Here is a 13,932-nt window from a genome sequence, read left to right on the forward strand (position 1 = left end):
GATAAAACGCTATCAATTGTTTTTATTCTATTGATTAAAGAAATGGTTGCGGGAGTAGGACTTGAACCTACGACCTTCGGGTTATGAGCCCGACGAGCTACCAACTGCTCCATCCCGCGTCCGATTGACGCTACTTTGATTTAGCTTACCAAACTCGCTGGTTAGCGTGTTTAACTGTCTGCTTCAAAGCGGGGCGAACTATAGCGATCCCCGTTTCTATTTGCAAGTAAAATCTAGGCTGTAGCTATTTGTTTGCTGGTAAAATAAGCGAGTTACTGCTTTATCGAACGATATAAGGTTATTAAGCCTAAAATAAGGGAATTTAACTGCCCATTTCGATAAGTCGTTGGGGTTATGTGTTTGAACAGGTATAATGCTGCACTGAATTTTGCGTAACCGATGACTGACTAAATACATGTTTAATTTTTTTGCTGCTGCCCCAAAGGGGTTCGAATATAGCCTTGCTTCTGAACTTAAAGAGTTTGGCGCAACCGACGTTAAAGAAAGTGTTGCTGGGGTGTATTTTACTGCTCCATTAGAGCTGGCTTATCGAATCACACTATGGACTCGTTTAGCGAGCCGTATCGTATTAGTGATATATAAAGGAGCCTGTGATTCTGCCGAGCAACTTTATAACGCGGCATACTGTATTGATTGGCCATCGCATTTTTCCCATAAGAAAACATTCAGTATTGATTTTCACGGCACGGGTGGTTTCATTAACAACACTCAATTTGGCGCGTTGAAAATTAAAGATGCGGTTGTTGACCGTTTTCGTGACGATGGTACTCCTCGTCCAGATGTAGAACGTGTTAATCCCGATTTTAAAATTGATGCCCATTATCGAAATGGTCAGTTGACTATTTCAATGAACTTCTCTGGCGCGTCATTGCATCAACGTGGATACCGTTCTACTACAGGTGAAGCACCATTAAAGGAAAACCTCGCGGCCAATATGTTAGTGCGCAGTGGCTGGCAAGCGAATCCAATTACAGTGCTTGACCCATTTTGTGGTAGCGGCACGGTACTAATAGAAGCGGCATTAATGGCTGCTGATATTGCACCAGGACTCAAACGCGAGAAATTTGGTTTCGAAAATTGGCAGAGCCACAATAAAGCGATGTGGCAGGTTATTTTTGACGAAGCTCAAGCGCGTGCAACTTTGGGGAAAACCCGTTGCAAACTCAAATTCTACGGTTCAGACATTGAGCCACACCTGATCTCTATCGCTAAACGCAATGCTGAAAATGCTGGTGTTGCTGAATTAATTGAATTTAGCGTGTCTGATGCACTCGATGTCACACCTCCGGTAAGCGAAGGCTTTTTGATCTCTAACCCTCCTTACGGTGAGCGTTTAGGAAATGTCACTGAGCTTTTACAACTTTATTATCAACTTGGTGATAAGTTTAAAAAAGAGTTTGGTGGCTGGAAAATTGCCATGCTGTGCAGTGATGTTGAACTCATTTCATCGCTTAAGCTTAAAGCCGACAAGCAAATGAAAATGTTTAACGGTGCATTAGAATGTGCTTTTAACATTTATACTTTACACGCTAACAGTACCCGTCGCGACGTACCTGAATTGCCTGAAGGTGTTGATATTATCGACATAGCTCCAGCATTTGCGAATCGTATTAAAAAGAATGTTAAACAGTTTGAAAAATGGGCTAAAAAAGAACGTATTGATAGCTACCGTTTATATGATGCTGATTTACCAGAATATAATGTTGCGATTGATCGATATGTCGATTATGTGGTTATCCAAGAGTATTCTGCTCCAGCAACCATTCCTGAAGCGGTTACCAAGCGCCGTATTAGTGATGTGCTATTAGCATTGCCTAGTGCTTTAGGGATCCATCCTGATCGTATTACGTTAAAAACTCGTGAACGTCAGAAAGGCGCTAATCAGTATCAGAAGATCGATGAGCGCAAAGTAGAAGTTATCACTGAAGAATACGGTGCTAAATTCAAGCTTAACTTAACTGGTTATTTAGATACAGGTTTGTTCCTTGATCACCGTGTTACGCGTAAATTAGTGGGTGATAAATCTAAGGGTAAAAATGTCCTTAATTTATTTGCTTATACTGGTTCTGCGTCTGTACATGCTGCAATTGGCGGGGCAAAATCCGTCACTACTATTGATATGTCTAATACCTACATCAGTTGGGCTAAAGAAAACTTTGCCTTAAACGGATTGTCTGGTAAACAATATGACTTTATTCAAGCAGACTGTTTACAGTGGATTAAAGAAAACAGCCACCAGAAGTTTGATCTTATCTTTATTGATCCTCCTACGTTCTCTAACTCAAAACGCATGGAAGACAGTTGGGATGTGCAACGCGACCATGCAGAGATGTTAGGCGGGTTGATTAAGCTACTGTCTCCAAATGGCGAGCTTATTTTCTCCAATAACAAACGTAAATTTAAAATGGATATCGAAGCGTTGAACCAAGCAGGTATCGACGTGACGAATATTGACCATTTATGTTTACCGCTGGATTATAAGCGTAATCCGCATATCCATAATGTGTGGCTACTGACTCATGCAAAAAAATAGTTCAGTCGCTTATGTGTTATATCACACAGAGGGTTGCCATCTGTGTGATATCGCCCAAGCATTGGTTGAGCAAACCGCAATAGATTATCAGCACATCGATATATGTGATAACGCCATACTTGCAGAGCGTTATGGCATGAGCATCCCTGTATTTGTACAGGGTGAACGTGAGTTATTCTGGCCTTTCGATGCCGCACAATTACAAGATTTTTTAGGAGTTTAGATTGAGTCTGGTACGTATTAATAATGGCTCGTTAGCCTACGGTTACATTCCTTTGCTGCTTAATGCAGACTTTACCATTGAACCAGGTGAGCGTGTGTGTATCGTTGGTCGCAACGGTGCCGGCAAATCAAGTTTAATGAAAGTGTTATCAGGTGATGTACTGCTTGATGATGGCGAGTTTAATATTGCCAATGACGTCAATGTGAGTCGTTTACAACAAGATCCTCCTAAAGCTGAAACTGGAACCGTTTACGCTTATATTGCAGCAGGTCTTAAAGAAATTGGCGAAGCGTTAGAGAAGTATCATCAACTATCGCACGATGTTGCAGATGCTAATCCTGAGCAGATGGAACGGATGCTAAACCAAATGCAGCGTCTGCAAGAAGTATTAGATCATAATAACGGTTGGCAATTAGATTCGCGGATTATTCAAAACTGTCAGTTATTAGGTCTAGACCCTGATAAGCCATTAAACGAATTGTCTGGTGGTTGGCAGCGTAAAGTGGCATTAGCTCGCGCACTTGTGGTTAACCCTGATTTACTGTTACTTGACGAACCCACCAACCATTTAGACATCGATACCATTGAATGGTTAGAGCAATTTTTATTAAGCTTTAAAGGTGCCATCGTATTTGTAAGCCATGACCGTGGTTTTATTCAAAGAATGGCAACCCGTATCGTCGATTTAGATCGTGGTGTGGTGGTCTCATTTCCAGGTAACTACCAAGCCTATTTGGATGGTAAGCAAGAATGGTTACGCGTAGAAGCAGAAAAAAATGCTCACTTTGATAAAAAACTTGCCGACGAAGAAACCTGGATCCGTCAAGGTGTTAAAGCACGTCGTACTCGAAATGAAGGTCGTGTTCGAGCGCTAAAAGCGTTACGTACCGAACGCAGCGAACGTTTAAATCGCCAAGGTAATGCAAAAATGTCGGTATCGGATACCGAACGCTCTGGTAAGTTAGTTTTTGATATTAAAGATGTTAACTATAATTTGCCGGATAAAAATTTAGTTAAAGATTTCAGTACTACTGTCATACGTGGTGACCGTATAGCATTAATTGGTCCAAATGGCTGTGGTAAATCAACCTTAATCAAGTTGTTGATCGAGAAGCTACAACCTCAATCTGGCGAAATTAAAGTCGGTACCAAGCTAGATATCGCCTATTTTGACCAGTATCGCGAAGCGCTTGATCCTGAGAAAACAGTCGAAGAAAACGTGGGCGAGGGTAAAAGTACCGTTACCATTAATGGCCAAGATCGCCATATTCTTAGTTATCTGCAAGATTTCTTATTCTCGCCAATGCGTGCACGTACGCCAGTAAAAGCCCTTTCTGGTGGCGAGAAAAACCGTTTGCTATTAGCAAGATTGTTACTGCGTCCAGCCAATCTTATTATTCTTGATGAACCAACAAACGATCTTGATATTGAGACACTAGAGTTGCTAGAGTCACTACTTGCCGATTTTGCTGGAACATTACTTATTGTGAGCCACGATAGAGCATTTATCGACAATACGGTTACCAGCAGTTGGTGGTTTGCCGGTAATGGACAATGGGCTGAGTATGTTGGTGGTTACCAAGATGCCGTTGCTCAAGGCGCAAAATTTTATTCTGAGGAACCTGTTGCAGATACTGTTGTCCAAACTTCCGCAGTGGTTGAAACTAAGCCTGTAAGCACACCTGAAAAAGTCACTAAAAAACTGTCTTATAAATTGCAAAAAGAATTAGATACGCTTCCGAGCCAAATGGAACAGCTCGAGCAAGAGATTGCCCAATTGCAGCAAACTGTCGGTAGTGCTGATTTTTACAATCAACCACAAGACTCGATTAATAAAGCACTGCAGTTGTTAGCAGAAAAAGAACAAAATTTAGAAGTTTGCTTCGAGCGATGGGAAGAGCTTGAGTCACTGAAGTAAAATATAATAAAACAGGAATAGTTACATGAAGTTAAAGTTTGATAAAGCCTTGTCCCTCGTTGCGATAGGTGTATTAAGTGTGATTGGTTCAGCACAAGCTGCACCCATATATGAAATTGTTAATATCGAAAATTTCGACTTGAAGGGCACCATTGACGGTACACGTAATGGCTATGCCATGGCCGTGAACAATCAAGATGAAGTGGTAGGCATTTCAAAAGGTAAAAAGAAACTTAGCACTGAAGACATTGCCGGCGGCATTATTGATGTTGAAGATGGTATATCTGGTGCTGAAGAAATAACCTATTCAGTGCTAAAGCCTATTGAAGCAAACAACTTTACCATAACAACCAGTGCAAACGCAGCTGAAGGCGCTTGGACACCGACATTTTATAGCTTAGCTGGCACCACTAATCCTACAGATGTAGGCAGTGATGGCGAGTTAATTATTAATTCAATTGATACTTTCTTTTATGGTTTAAACAGTAATGGCACCAAAGTAGGCGCATATACTGGTGTCGAAAAAACCTTACCTTATGTTGGAACGAGTACTACCCAAAAACTTTGGTATTATCGTGACTTTGAGCTTCGCGCTGTTGCTGTAAAAGACGATGTTGAATTCTCATTATCGCCGCCTTATACCACTTATGAGCGTGCTCAAAGTGGTGATATTAGTGCCGCTACCGTAGAGCTAGGCGGTTCATCTGTTGCTGCTGGTGTAAATGATAATAACCTCGTTGTTGGTTATGGCAGCACAGCATTAGTTTCATCAAGTAAAGACCGTATTGATACTTGTATTACCAGTGCGCAAGATACCGAGACTGATAATCCTACGCCTTTGGAAATTTGTGTTCAGGATTCTCAGTACCCAGATACTAATAACCGTCGTTATATTCTTTATCAAACACGCGCATTAGTGTGGGATTTAAACAATTTAGACGATAGTGGTGTGCCAGGTCGTACTGAATTACCGTTAGGCTTAACGCCATCAGCAGATTCAACGCTCATTTATACCTCGCAAGCATTAGGCATTAATAGTATTGGTGATGTTGCTGGACGTTCACACGTTTATCGCGGCGGTGATACTGATAAGCTATATTTTGATGCAGCTTATTGGAAAAAGGATGCTAATGGAGAGTATCAATATAATTGGGTTAAAATGGACGATGAAGTCACTAACTCAATTGCTTATGATATAAATGATGATGGTATTTTAGTCGGTAGTTATCAAAAGTATATTGGCGGTTATTTACGTAATAAATTCTTCACCTTAGATACCAATAATCCTGAACAAGGCATTGTTACACCTAATGACTTCCAAACTACATTGTCGGATTTAAGTAGCAAACCTAAAGATATCAATAATAAAGGCCAAGTCGTTGGTTATGTTGAATCAACTTACGACAAAGAAAAGCCCCGTCCAAAAGTGGGTTTCTTATTTGATAATAACACCAGTGAATTTGTTAACTTAAACGATCGTCTTGTATGTGGCTCGAAAGGCTATGAGCAAAATACTGACGGGGAATGGGTTCGTCATCAGGTGAGTATTCAAGACGGCACAGGTGAGACGTTAACCTATAGTTCAGATATTAAAATCGTTGAGGCTAACGGTATTAGTGAAGACGGGACGATTGTCGGCACAGCATTTATTCGTAAACCACAATATCAAACAGATCCCATCACTGGTAACGTGGTTGTTGGCGACAATGGTTTACCTCTGTTCAAATTAGATGGTAACGGTGCTCCAGTGACAGCCTATTTACCGCGTATGGTTATTTTGAAGCAAACTTCAGGTGAAGCATGTACTACTTCTGATAGTGTTGAAGAAGAGCCTTATGTGCGTCAAGGCGCCGCCAGTTTTGCTTGGTTGTTTGCTTTGCCATTATTATGGTTCCGCCGCCGAGTAAAAAAATAGTTTTACTGTTAGTTAGCAAACAGCTTCTCAAATTAGAGGCAGTTTAATAGCACAAAAAATCGAGGATAAATTCCTCGATTTTTTTTAACTTAATTCTCAACACCTTAATAAAAAATCAGTCAAATGATGTTTTTTTTAATTGATTTCGATTAAAAAACGTTCTATTCCTATAGCTAAGGCTTCAACTTCACCACGTCAAATAGAAGCCCGTCAATGAAGAGGACTCATGTATGAAAAGACAGAAAAGAGATCGTTTAGACAGAGCATTTTCAAAAGGATTTCAAGCCGGAGTTGGAGGGCGCTCTAAGGAGATTTGTCCCCATTCAAATCTGGATTCACGGTCTCATTGGTTAGGCGGGTGGCGCGAAGGTATTGATGGTCGGCTTAATGGACTATTTAACAAGTAATACTTAAGTAACACGCAACAAAATGCCCTCGCGATAAGTATCGGAGGGCATTAGTGAAATATAACAGTTACGTAAAACTAAATCCGTACGATTAGAACGTCGACGTATCGCTAAAAATACCCACTTTTAGATCAGTAGCTGAGTAGATTTGACGGCCATCAACTTCCATAGTTGCATCAGCAATACCCATCACTAACTTGCGATGAATTTTACGTTTAATGTTAAGTTTATAAGTGACTTTTTTAGCTTCAGGCAATACTTGGCCGGTAAACTTCACTTCACCTACACCTAATGCACGACCTTTGCCTTCAGCGCCTTCCCAACCCAGGAAAAACCCCACCAGTTGCCACATAGCATCTAAACCTAAACAACCAGGCATTACCGGATCGCCTTTAAAGTGACAATCAAAGAACCAAAGATCTGGAGTGATATCAAGTTCGGCAATAATTTCACCTTTACCATATTCACCGCCATCTTCATTAATGGTAATGATACGATCAATCATCAACATATTGTCTACAGGTAAACGGGGTCTATTTGGGCCTAAAAGATTGCCATGACCACATGCGACAAGTTGCTCTTTAGTGAAACTATTAGCTTTTTCCATTGAAATCGATACCACTTAATTGACTGATAATCTTAACAAGATAGCGAACACGTGTACGCTAAACAACTCCGATCACTAAATAATTCGTAATCTAGCTAACAATTTAGCAAAAAAGTTCAATTCAACGTCATCATCATCTTGCCCTGCTAACTTATCTAAACGCTGTTGTACTAATCCGTAAAGCGTCTCTGGCGCAAAGTCATTATCTTCATTAGCAACGCCAGCGGGCATTTGCATTAGCAGTTCAACTGCTTGATCCATATGCTCAATTGCATGGATATGGAATAATCCTTTATCAATAGCTTCAATCACATCCGGTTCAAGATTCAACTGCAAGACATTGGCCTTAGGCATAATAACACCTTGATCGCCTGTTAACCCGCGGCGTTGACATAAATTAAAGAAGCCTTCAATTTTTTCATTCACACCACCAATGGCTTGAACATTACCAAACTGATCTAATGCACCAGTCACCGCTAAACTTTGGATAATCGGTTGCTCTGCTATTGCAGACATTAAGCAGCAATATTCAGCAAGTGAAGCACTATCACCATCAATTTCTTGATAAGACTGCTCGAACACGATATTAGCATTGAGGTGAAGAGGTGCATCTCGACCGAAAATACGATACAAGCAAGACGATAGGATCATCATGCCTTTTGCATGAATATTGCCACCCAATTCTGATTTACGTTCAATATCCGCGACTTCACCATCACCATAATGCACTGATGAGGTAATACGTGCAGGCTCACCATAGGTATAGTCTCCAGTATCAATAACAGTAAGCGCATTAATTTGACCTACCATAGCACCTTTAGTTGGCAGATTTATGAAGTTGTCATCAAAACTTTGGGCTGAATACACTTCAGAACTATTGTGGCGGAAGGTTAATTTTTCGAGTGCTTTGGCTATCGCCGCAGCATTTAACGCTGATTGACCGCAATAGGCTTTTGCTTGACCTAACAGGTGCCTAAACTCCAACATACTTAAGCTTAAACGTTGCTGATGCTCGACCAAACGAGAGCTATACCAAAACAACGGCAGTAAACTTGACGTTTCTAACTCAACTGATTCACTCTGGGCAAGTACATTTAGCCACTGCACATATGAAGACTCAGGATGTTGGGTTAAATCTACTTCATTGCTCATTTCAGCCAGCAGCGGAAAATGTCGACTAAAGTGCCTATCTTCAACACGAAGCTGGCTATAGGATAAACCGCTTCCGACAAGCACGATCTTACAATTAAGCGGAATAGGAGCGAGTTCGTTATTAATCCGATAAAAGCCGTCGTGGAGAATCTGCATCAACAAATCCCACAAACTCTCACGTTGCCACAATGATGCTAAGCAAATAAACACAAAATGATTTTTCGCTAATGCTCCAGGTTTATAAACACTGGATTTATCGGTTTTAAGCATTTTTCCGAGCAGGTCTGCACGGCGAATCGTCCCCTGTAAATAACAAGACAAGGATTCTTGCCTAGCAATAATACCGACATGCTCTGGTGGCAGAGTTTGCTGCCACTTAAACTGGATCTCATCTTCTTCGTGCGTTTTTTTTGTAGCAACAAGATATTGGTTTGACGGTGTATTAGCTTGGGTTACTAACGCATTAATAAATAGTGGTCTATCCACACCCAAAAAATCAGCAAGAAATAGATGTTGCGAATTAATTTTGCTCATTAGTTTGAAGGTATCAACTACTCGTTCTTGACCAAGTAAGATATGACTTGGAAAAAATGCTGAAGTCGATGGGTCAGGTAAATGATACTGAGGAGCGAGTTTGGCACTAGGCAATAGCGTTGAATTCATATAGTAGTAATCTAGCTGCGGCAACGAAAAATAATAAAATGATATTAGCATAAAGCGTCGTAAAAGCCTTAGCAGATTCAATTGTTAGCGCTTATCTCATGGTTATTACGCCTGTCAGCCGCCAAAAGCGACTTTACTAAGGCCAGTCTGATTCAAAAATGCTTTAATAATGATAAAAATATGTTCATGCTGATTAATTGCTATGCATTCAGATGTTTTTTTTACAATTATGGTTTACAAGCAAACGCGTTACTTATATTATTCAGCCCGTTCGGAGGGATGGCAGAGTGGTCGAATGCACCGGTCTTGAAAACCGGCAACGGTTTATCCCGTTCTAGGGTTCAAATCCCTATCCCTCCGCCATATTAAAGACGAAAGGCTCATCAGAAATGATGAGCCTTTTTTCGTTTAGGTGATAGATAGGAAATTGAACCTAGGGTTCCTATTTATAAAAGATCGCTATCCCTCCGCCATATTAAAGACGAAAGGCTCATCAGAAATGATGAGCCTTTTTTCGTTTAGGCGATAGATAGGAAATTGAACCTAGGGTTCCTATTTATAAAAGATCACTATCCCTCAGTCACATTCAACGAGAAAGCCTCATCCGAAATGATGAGCCTTTTTTCGTTTAGGCGATAGATAGGACTTTAAACCCACGGGTCCTCTTTATAAAAGAAAGCTATCCGTTCTCAAGATTCAACGAGAGAGCCTCATCAGAAATGATAAGGCTTTTTGTTTGGCGAAAGATAAGACTTTGAACCTAGTAAGCTTCTAGAATAGTAGACACTTCATAAAGGTAGTCCGTTAGATATTAGCAACACCTAAAAAGCCTTAATAACTATGTCACTAAAAATTGCCCAGAAATGTGCCTTAAGGCGTAAATTATGTGTCCCATTGCGTGATTGCACTCATCAAGAGTGCATTAAGCTTGCAACCTTCTTACCTTACAAATTATTATCTATGCCCTGCATACAACTATCCAACGCAAGCAGTCTTAAATGATAAGATACACAGTAATATTTCAACCAAGCTGAAACTCACCGAGTGAAGACGTGGCAATTTTGGCCTAACTATCGCCTGATGAATGCGGTAATTCGATTTATTGATTTGATTAACGTTAGGTGTATTTTTATTCTGTCGTCCTATGTTAGGACGCACACCCTTATAGATTTTCAGCATTACTGGAGACAAAACTCATGACAAACGTGACAGTGGATGCCACGCAGTTAACGACTAAGCCATCACAAGATGGTTTTTACATGCCCGCTGAATGGGCAGCGCAACAAGCGGTGTGGATGATTTGGCCGTATCGTCCTGATAACTGGCGCTCTGCTGGGGCTTATGCTCAGGCGACGTTTGCCAAAGTGGCCGATGCCATTGGTGCAGTTACACCCGTTTATATGGGTGTTCCTAAAGAATTTTTAGTTCAAGCTAAGACAGTGATGCCTTCCCATGTCACTTTGGTCGAAATAGAGAGCAACGATTGTTGGGCTCGCGATACTGGGCCTACTGTAGTAATGAATGCCAAGGGCGAACGCCGTGGTGTTGATTGGAGCTTTAATGCCTGGGGAGGTCACAATGGTGGCTTGTACTCTCCATGGGATAAGGACGAACAAGTCGCACAAAAGATGCTAACACAGCATGATTTTGAACGTTATGTCGCGCCGCTGATCCTCGAAGGTGGTTCAATTCATGTCGATGGTGAAGGCACCTGCATAACGACAGCCGAATGTTTGCTCAACAGCAACCGCAACCCAGATCTGAGTCGTGAACAGATAGAAGCATTACTGGGCGATTATTTAAATGTGCAGCAGTTTATCTGGTTGCCAGAAGGCGTGTACATGGATGAGACCGACGGACATATTGACAATATGTGCTGTTTTGTTCGCCCTGGCGAAGTGGTTTTACACTGGACTGATGATCAAACCGATCCCCAGTATCCTCGTTCAAAAGCCGCGTTGGATATTTTGCAAAGTACTGTGGATGCAAAGGGGCGTAAGTTAAAAATCCATCTATTGCCACAACCGGGTCCTTTGTATTGTACCGAAGAGGAATCTCAAGGCGTAATAGAAGGAACTGGTGTGCCTCGCACTGCGGGTGAGCGTTTAGCGGGTTCATATGCGAACTTTTTAATCACCAATCAGCGTATCGTTTTCCCGCTACTCGATCCTGCAACCGACGATATCGCAGCCCAAAAATTGCAGGAGATTTTCCCTGAGTATGAGATTGTCGGTGTGCCTGCTCGCGAGATCTTATTAGGTGGTGGCAATATCCATTGTATTACCCAACAGATCCCCTCTGGAAAATAAGTGAACCCAAGGAGAACACAATGACCATGTATGTCACTGTTGTTGCAACACAATTGGCTTTCATTAGGAGCGTGTCGCATGTTTGAAGTAACTGAAGTTTCTATTGCCGAGCTACGTGCCGCCCTCGAATCCGGTCGAACTACTGCGGTTGAACTGGTGCAGTCTTATCTTGCACGAATTGATGCTTACGACGGCCCAGCGACACAGACTAAGCTGAATGCATTAGTAGTCCGCAATCCTGATGCGATCAAGGAAGCTGAGGCTTCAGATGCACGCCGAGCTAATGGTGAAACACTTAGCCCACTTGACGGTATTCCCTATACTGCCAAGGACAGCTACTTGGTTAAGGGGCTGACGGCAGCTTCTGGAAGCCCAGCGTTCAAGGACTTGGTTGCCCAATACGATGCCTTTGCCGTTGAGCGCTTGCGCGCTGCGGGTGCTATCTGTTTAGGTAAAACCAACATGCCACCTATGGCCAATGGTGGTATGCAACGCGGTCACTACGGTCGCGCCGAAAGTCCATACAACGCTAACTACCTCACCGCACCTTTTGCCTCGGGGTCTTCTAACGGCGCGGGTACTGGTACGGCAGCAAGCTATTCTGCTTTTGGCCTAGCTGAAGAGACATGGTCGAGCGGGCGTGGGCCGGCATCAAATAACGGTCTGTGTGCCTATACCCCGTCTCGGGGCGTGATTTCTGTGCGCGGCAACTGGCCGTTGACACCGACCATGGATGTAGTGGTGCCTTACACTCGCACTATGGCAGACATGCTCGAAGTGCTGGATGTTATCGTTGCTGACGACCCTATCACCCGTGGCGATCTATGGCGTCTGCAACCTTGGGTCGAAATTCCCAAAGCATCAACAATCCGTCCAGCATCTTATGTGGCGCTTGCCGCTCAAGCCGATACGCTCAAAGGTAAGCGTTTCGGGGTGCCGCGCATGTATATTAATAAGGATGAATTAGCTGGCACCAGCGAAACCCCTGGTATTGGCGGCCCGACCGGTCAGCGTATTAATACGCGTGCATCAGTGATCGACCTTTGGCAAGCTGCACGCACAGCGCTGGAAGCTGCCGGAGCCGAAGTGATTGAAGTTGACTTCCCGCTGGTGTCAAATTGCGAAGGTGACCGCCCAGGCGCGCCGACTGTGTTTAATCGCGGCATCGTTACGCCTGAATTTCTCGATGATGAGCTGTGGGCACTATCGGGCTGGGCATTTGATGAATTCTTGCGTGCCAATAATGATCCTAAACTCAACAAACTGGCTGACGTCAACGGCCATTTGATTTTCCCGCACGACCTTGGCACCTTGCCAAATCGTGAGGGCGATCTTGCCGCTGGTATGGATGAGTACGTCAACATGGCCAAACGAGGTCTCAAGTCGTATAACCAAATCGACAGCATACCGGATGGTTTGCGTGGCTTAGAGAAGACGCGCAAGCTGGATCTCGAAGATTGGATGGACGAGTTAAAACTTGATGCCGTGCTGTTCCCAACCATGGCAGACGTGGGGCCGGCGGATGCGCATGTTAATCCAGCTTCCGCAGATATTGCCTGGAGTAATGGTATTTGGGTCGCTAACGGCAACCTAGCGATTCGTCACTTAGGTGTACCAACGGTGACCGTGCCTATGGGGGTTATGGCCGATATTGGCATGCCAGTCGGTTTGACGTTCGCGGGCCGTGCTTATGACGACAATAATCTGCTGAGGTTTGCTGGTGCATTTGAGGCAACTGGTAGCAAGCGCATCATACCTGCGCGCACGCCAGAGCTTAGTCAATAAGCACTAAGCCAAAGCACTTAGTAATACAGAACGGGATTGGCGTCTACACGTCAATCCCGTTTTTTAACGCCAACGTAAATACATCGTTAACATACACATGATGCAAAGATGTCGTTGAGCATAGTCAAAGAGCAAACGTCCTCAAAACACCACTTAAGACGGCCTTTTACTGCCAATCATAGCGTCGATTATTAATGGCGAAATCAATACTGTGATCTAGGTTTGAGCAAATGAGTGGCATGTAAAATGGTCACCTATTTGTTACGCATTAATCGTCATTGTTTCCACAGAGACTCGACGGCGATATATTGGCCGCCAACGCTCAACGGTGCGCCAAGCCCAAGGTCAATCTTAACTAAGCCTTTCGCTGATCGTTCAGCTAAAAGCGCTTGCCCCATC

Annotated in this window: 10 protein-coding genes and 2 tRNA genes; 8 read left to right on the top strand and 4 right to left on the bottom strand. The window is 42.9% G+C overall.

The window, feature by feature from the left end; translation table 11 throughout:
* Window positions 1–43: 43 nt before the first annotated feature.
* Window positions 44–119, bottom strand: a tRNA-Met gene (locus H5164_RS02575).
* Between the two features lie 296 nt (window positions 120–415).
* Here H5164_RS02575 and rlmKL point away from each other — a divergent pair.
* From rlmKL to rmf, 5 genes are all read left to right on the top strand, one after another.
* Complete coding sequence (gene rlmKL, locus H5164_RS02580; protein ID WP_124016331.1) at window positions 416–2,554, top strand: bifunctional 23S rRNA (guanine(2069)-N(7))-methyltransferase RlmK/23S rRNA (guanine(2445)-N(2))-methyltransferase RlmL; 2,139 nt, start codon at window positions 416–418, stop codon at window positions 2,552–2,554.
* Window positions 2,541–2,777 carry a glutaredoxin family protein gene (locus H5164_RS02585; RefSeq protein ID WP_182697069.1) on the top strand — a complete coding sequence of 79 codons (237 nt, stop codon included), beginning with the start codon at window positions 2,541–2,543 and terminating at the stop codon, window positions 2,775–2,777. The genes rlmKL and H5164_RS02585 overlap by 14 nt, the downstream gene beginning before the upstream one ends.
* Before the next feature lies 1 nt (window position 2,778).
* The gene (locus H5164_RS02590; protein ID WP_182697068.1) at window positions 2,779–4,695 is read left to right on the top strand and encodes an ABC transporter ATP-binding protein; all 1,917 of its coding nucleotides are present in this window, start codon (window positions 2,779–2,781) and stop codon (window positions 4,693–4,695) included.
* Window positions 4,696–4,720: 25 nt separating this feature from the next.
* On the top strand, window positions 4,721–6,610 hold the full coding sequence (locus H5164_RS02595; protein WP_182754623.1) for a DUF3466 family protein: 1,890 nt from the start codon (window positions 4,721–4,723) through the stop codon (window positions 6,608–6,610).
* 230 nt (window positions 6,611–6,840) lie between these two features.
* Window positions 6,841–7,017, top strand: a complete 177-nt coding sequence (gene rmf / locus H5164_RS02600) for a ribosome modulation factor (protein WP_124016335.1) — start codon at window positions 6,841–6,843, stop codon at window positions 7,015–7,017.
* 91 nt (window positions 7,018–7,108) lie between these two features.
* Here the strand turns inward: rmf and fabA are convergent, their stop codons facing one another.
* Window positions 7,109–7,624, bottom strand: coding sequence for a bifunctional 3-hydroxydecanoyl-ACP dehydratase/trans-2-decenoyl-ACP isomerase (gene fabA / locus H5164_RS02605; RefSeq protein WP_124016336.1), 516 nt, complete (start codon window positions 7,622–7,624; stop codon window positions 7,109–7,111).
* 75 nt (window positions 7,625–7,699) lie between these two features.
* Window positions 7,700–9,439 (bottom strand): AAA family ATPase, encoded by a 1,740-nt coding sequence (locus H5164_RS02610; RefSeq protein ID WP_124016527.1) that lies wholly within the window; start codon window positions 9,437–9,439, stop codon window positions 7,700–7,702.
* 273 nt (window positions 9,440–9,712) lie between these two features.
* Here H5164_RS02610 and H5164_RS02615 point away from each other — a divergent pair.
* The 3 genes from H5164_RS02615 to H5164_RS02625 all read left to right on the top strand — a co-directional run bounded on the left by H5164_RS02615 (window position 9,713) and on the right by H5164_RS02625 (window position 13,533).
* A tRNA-Ser gene (locus H5164_RS02615) sits at window positions 9,713–9,802 on the top strand.
* A gap of 833 nt (window positions 9,803–10,635) precedes the next feature.
* Window positions 10,636–11,748: an agmatine deiminase gene (gene aguA, locus H5164_RS02620; protein ID WP_182723311.1), complete on the top strand. Its 1,113-nt coding sequence runs from the start codon at window positions 10,636–10,638 to the stop codon at window positions 11,746–11,748.
* Window positions 11,749–11,826: 78 nt separating this feature from the next.
* On the top strand, window positions 11,827–13,533 hold the full coding sequence (locus H5164_RS02625; protein WP_182754790.1) for an amidase: 1,707 nt from the start codon (window positions 11,827–11,829) through the stop codon (window positions 13,531–13,533).
* A gap of 275 nt (window positions 13,534–13,808) precedes the next feature.
* On the opposite strand, the gene H5164_RS19985 is transcribed toward H5164_RS02625, so the two are convergent.
* Entirely contained in the window at window positions 13,809–13,931 is a 123-nt protein-coding gene (locus H5164_RS19985; RefSeq protein WP_259396718.1) for a hypothetical protein, read from the bottom strand.
* Window position 13,932: the final 1 nt, after the last annotated feature.

The sequence above is a fragment of the Shewanella sp. SG41-3 genome, from assembly GCF_014164545.1.
Taxonomy (GTDB): Bacteria; Pseudomonadota; Gammaproteobacteria; order Enterobacterales; family Shewanellaceae; genus Shewanella; species Shewanella vesiculosa.

Bases quoted from the DNA above. Each gene is read 5' to 3' on its own strand.
- rlmKL (WP_124016331.1), top strand. From the start codon at position 416: ATGTTTAATTTTTTTGCTGCTGCCCCAAAGGGGTTCGAATATAGCCTT.
- H5164_RS02610 (WP_124016527.1), bottom strand. From the start codon at position 9,439: ATGAATTCAACGCTATTGCCTAGTGCCAAACTCGCTCCTCAGTATCAT.
- H5164_RS02585 (WP_182697069.1), top strand. From the start codon at position 2,541: ATGCAAAAAAATAGTTCAGTCGCTTATGTGTTATATCACACAGAGGGT.
- aguA (WP_182723311.1), top strand. From the start codon at position 10,636: ATGACAAACGTGACAGTGGATGCCACGCAGTTAACGACTAAGCCATCA.
- H5164_RS02625 (WP_182754790.1), top strand. From the start codon at position 11,827: ATGTTTGAAGTAACTGAAGTTTCTATTGCCGAGCTACGTGCCGCCCTC.
- fabA (WP_124016336.1), bottom strand. From the start codon at position 7,624: ATGGAAAAAGCTAATAGTTTCACTAAAGAGCAACTTGTCGCATGTGGT.
- rmf (WP_124016335.1), top strand. From the start codon at position 6,841: ATGAAAAGACAGAAAAGAGATCGTTTAGACAGAGCATTTTCAAAAGGA.
- H5164_RS02595 (WP_182754623.1), top strand. From the start codon at position 4,721: ATGAAGTTAAAGTTTGATAAAGCCTTGTCCCTCGTTGCGATAGGTGTA.
- H5164_RS19985 (WP_259396718.1), bottom strand. From the start codon at position 13,931: ATGGGGCAAGCGCTTTTAGCTGAACGATCAGCGAAAGGCTTAGTTAAG.